Annotated in this window: 4 protein-coding genes; all 4 read right to left on the minus strand. The window is 71.9% G+C overall.

The window, feature by feature from the left end; all coding sequences use genetic code 11:
- The coding region (locus AC2VNT_RS05075; protein WP_486945813.1) for an NADH-quinone oxidoreductase subunit G at positions 1-1,731 on the minus strand (1,731 nt) is incomplete at its 3' end.
- Positions 1,728-3,062 (minus strand): NADH-quinone oxidoreductase subunit NuoF, encoded by a 1,335-nt coding sequence (gene nuoF / locus AC2VNT_RS05080; RefSeq protein ID WP_486945814.1) that lies wholly within the window; start codon positions 3,060-3,062, stop codon positions 1,728-1,730. The genes AC2VNT_RS05075 and nuoF, both read right to left, overlap by 4 nt.
- On the minus strand, positions 3,059-3,841 hold the full coding sequence (nuoE, locus tag AC2VNT_RS05085; RefSeq protein ID WP_486945815.1) for an NADH-quinone oxidoreductase subunit NuoE: 783 nt from the start codon (positions 3,839-3,841) through the stop codon (positions 3,059-3,061). The genes nuoF and nuoE overlap by 4 nt, the downstream gene beginning before the upstream one ends.
- A 53-nt stretch (positions 3,842-3,894) precedes the next feature.
- The coding region (locus AC2VNT_RS05090) for an NADH-quinone oxidoreductase subunit D-related protein (protein ID WP_486945816.1) at positions 3,895-4,062 on the minus strand (168 nt) is incomplete at its 5' end.

Here is a 4,062-nt window from a genome sequence, read left to right on the forward strand (position 1 = left end):
GTCGGTGAGGTCGCCGGGGTCCACACCGCCGACCAGCAGGGCGGCCAGCGTGCCGTCGGCCGCCGCGGCCAGCATCGCGTCGGTGTCCCGGCCCGGCGCCGACGGCAGATCGGCCTCCGCCACGCCCCAAACCTCGGCGACCTGGCCGCGGGCGCCGGCGTCGGTCAGCGGCCGGCCGCCGGGCAGCAGCCCGGCCAGTGCGCCGGCGTCCAGCGCCCCGCGCTCGCCGGCCCGGCGCGGCACCCAGGCCAGCCGGGCACCGGTGTCGTCGGCCAGCCGGGCGGCGGCCGACAGCGCCCCCGGCGACCCGGCCAGCCGCTCGCCGACCAGGACCACCGCGCCGGGTCTGCGCAGCGCCGCGCCGAGCGGGGCCTGGTCGTCACCGGTGCGCAGGCCGTCCAGCACGGCCGCCTCGCCGCCGGGCACCGCCGGGACCAGCGTGCCGAGCATCTTGGCTAGGGCGCGGTCGGCGAACGGTGCGATCGAATACACCCGGGTGTGGTGTTTGCGGGCCGCCTTGCGTAGCCGCAGGAAGACGATCGGCGCCTCCTCCTCCGGCTCGAAACCGACCAGCAGCACCGCCGGCGCGGCCTCCAACCCGGTGTAGCTGACGCCCACCGTGCCGCCGGCCACCCGGGCGGCCAGGAAGGCGGCCTCTTCGGCGGAGTGCGGCCGGGCCCGGAAGTCGACGTCGTCGCTGCTCAGCGCGACCCGGGCGAATTTCGCGTAGCCGTAGGCGTCTTCGGCGGTCACCCGGCCACCGACCAGCACCCCGGCCCGGCCGCGCGCGGCGGCCAGCCCGCGGGCGGCCAGCGCCAGCGCGTTCGGCCACGACGTGGCGGTGAGGTTCCCGTCGGTGTCGCGGACCAGCGGCGTGGTGATCCGGTCCCGCTGGGTGGCGTAGGTGAACGCCCACCGGCCCTTGTCGCAGTTCCACTCCTCGTTGACCTCCGGATCCTCGCCGGCCATCCGGCGCAGCACCGTGCCCCGGCGGTGGTCGGTGCGCTGGGCGCAGCCGGCGGCGCAGTGCTCGCAGACGCTGGGGGTGGAGACCAGGTCGAACGGGCGGGCCCGGAACCGGTAGGAGGCGCCGGTGAGCGCACCGACCGGACAGATCTGGACGACGTTGCCGGAGAAGTAAGAGTCGAACGGCTGGTCGGCGTAGATCCCGACCTGCTGCAGCGCGCCGCGCTCCATCATCTCGATGAAGACGTCGCCGGCGATCTCGCCTGCGAACCGGGTGCACCGGGCACACATGATGCACCGGTCCCGGTCCAGCAGCACCTGGCTGGAGATGTTGATCGGCTTGGGGAAGACCCGTTTGGCCTCCTCGAACCGGGTCTCGGTGCGGCCGTGCCGCATCGCCTGGTTCTGCAGCGGGCACTCGCCGCCCTTGTCGCAGGTCGGGCAGTCCAGCGGGTGGTTGATCAGCAGCAGCTCCATCACCAGGTGCTGGGCCCGGTCGGCCTCCGGCGAGGTGTGCTGGGTGCGCACCACCATCCCCTCGGTGGCGGCCACCGCGCACGACGGCTGCGGTTTGCGCTGGCCCTCGATCTCCACCATGCACTGTCGGCACCAGGCCACCGGGTCGAGCAGCGGGTGGTCGCAGAACCGCGGGATGTCGATGCCGCACCGTTCGGCGGCCCGGATGATCAGTGTGCCCTTGGGGACGGTGATCTGCCGGTCGTCGATGGTGAAGGTCACCAACTCCAGGTCGCCGGGGCGGGTCACGCCGTGCCTCCGTTCGGTACGTGCATGCTCGCTTTCGGGTCGAACGGGCACCCACCCTGCTCCAGGTGGGCGATGTACTCGTCACGGAAATACTCGATCGAGGATTTCACCGGCATCGCCGCGCCGTCACCCAACGCGCAGAACGACTTTCCGAACAGCACGTCGGCGATGTCGAGCAGCGTGTCCAGGTCTTCGGCGGTGCCGCGACCGGTCTCCAGCCGCTCGTAGATCGGTACCAACCAGTAGGTTCCCTCGCGGCACGGGGTGCACTTGCCGCACGACTCGTGCTTGTAGAACTCCGACCAACGCCGAGCGGCGCGCACCACGCAGGTGGTCTCGTCGAAGATCTGTAATGCCTTGGTGCCCAACATCGATCCGGCCGACGCCATGCCCTCGTAGTCCAGCGGGACGTCCAGATGCTCCTCAGTCAGCAACGGCGTCGACGACCCGCCCGGGGTCCAGAACTTCAGCCGGTGCCCGGTGCGGACCCCGCCGGCGTAGCCCAGCAGCTCACGCAGCGTGATGCCCAACGGCGCCTCGTACTGACCGGGTTTGTTGACGTGCCCGGAGAGCGAGTAGATGGTGTAGCCCTTCGACTTCTCGGTGCCCATCGCGCGGAACCAGTCCGGGCCGTTGTGCAGGATCGACGGCACGCTGGCGATCGATTCCACGTTGTTGACCACCGTCGGGCAGGCGTACAGCCCGGCCACCGCCGGGAACGGCGGCCGCAGCCGCGGCTGGCCGCGGTTGCCCTCCAGCGAGTCGATCAGCGCGGTCTCCTCGCCGCAGATGTAGGCGCCGGCGCCGGCGTGCACGGTGATGTCCAGATCGAAACCGGACCCGCCGATGTTCGTGCCCAGGTAGCCGGCGGCGTAGGCATCGGCCACCGCCGCGTGCACCCGGCGCAGGATCGGCAGCACCTCGCCGCGCAGGTAGATGAACGCGTGGTTGGACCGGATGGCGTAGCAGCAGATGACGATGCCCTCGATCAGCGTGTGCGGCGTCGCCAGCATCAGCGGGATGTCCTTGCAGGTGCCGGGCTCGGATTCGTCGGCGTTGACCAGCAGGTAGTGCGGCTTGCCGGCGTGCTCGGTCTCGCCCTGCGGCACGAACGACCACTTGGTTCCGGTGGAGAAGCCGGCACCGCCCCGGCCGCGCAGCCCGGACTCCTTGACCAGGTTGATCACCTCGTCGGGTTGCATGCCCAGCGCCCGCTGCAGCCCGCGGTAGCCGTCGTGGCGGCGGTAGCTCTCCAGCGTCCACGACTCGGGCTCGTCCCAGTACCGGCTCAGCACGGGGGTGAGCGGGGTGGCCCCGACCGCCGGCGTCATCGCCGACCGCCTTCGGCCGATGCGTCCGGGGCTTCGGGCGCGTGCATGTCGTGTTCCCGGGCGTAGCGCAGCCCGGCCAGCGTCGGTTCCGCCGGCCCGCCCTGGCCGTCGTCGGGGCGGGTGTCGGGGAAGCCGGCCAGGGTCCGCTGCATCTCGGTGAAGCTGGTCAGCGGCATGCCCCGGCTGGGCCGCAGCTGCGCGCCGGAACGCAGGTCGTCGACCACCCGCCGGGCCGATGCCGGGGTCTGGCCGTCGAAGAACTCCCAGTTCACCATCATCACCGGGGCGCAGTCGCAGGCCGCGTTGCATTCGATCCGCTGCAGGGTGATCGCGCCGTCCTCGGTGGTGCCCTCGTTGTCGACACCGAGGTGTTCGGAGAGCTCGTCGAAGATCGCGTCGCCGCCCATCACCGCGCAGAGCGTGTTGGTGCAGACCCCGACCAGGTACGTGCCGGTCGGTTTGCGCCGGTACATCGAGTAGAAGGAGGCGGTGGCGGCGACGTCGGCGCCGGTCAGCTCGAGCAGCTCGGCGATGAACGCGAGCCCGGCCGGCGTGAGGTAGGAGTCCTCGGCCTGCACCAGGTGCAGCAGCGCGAGCATCGCCGACCGCGGCTGCGGGTAGCGGGCGATGATCTCCTCGGCGTCGGCCACCAGCCGGGCGCGCACCTCGTCCGGGTAGCTCTGCGGCGCGCCGGGATGGCTGAACTGGTTGGGCTCCTCCGGCGGGCGGCCCAGCTGGACGAAGACCCGGTTGCCGTCGGTGCCGGCCGTCGGCGGCATCAGCCGGCCCCGGCCGGTCTTGTCGGCGGAACCCGTCTTGTCGCTCAGCTCGGTCATCGGTCGACGCCTCCCATCACCGGGTCGATGCTGGCCACCGACGCGATCACGTCGGCGACCAGGCCGCCCTCGCACATCGCCGCGACCGCCTGCAGGTTGGTGAACGACGGATCCCGGAAGTGCACCCGGTGCGGGCGGGTGCCGCCGGCGCTGACCATGTGCAC

This window comes from Mycobacterium sp. TH-M15, from assembly GCF_057473705.1.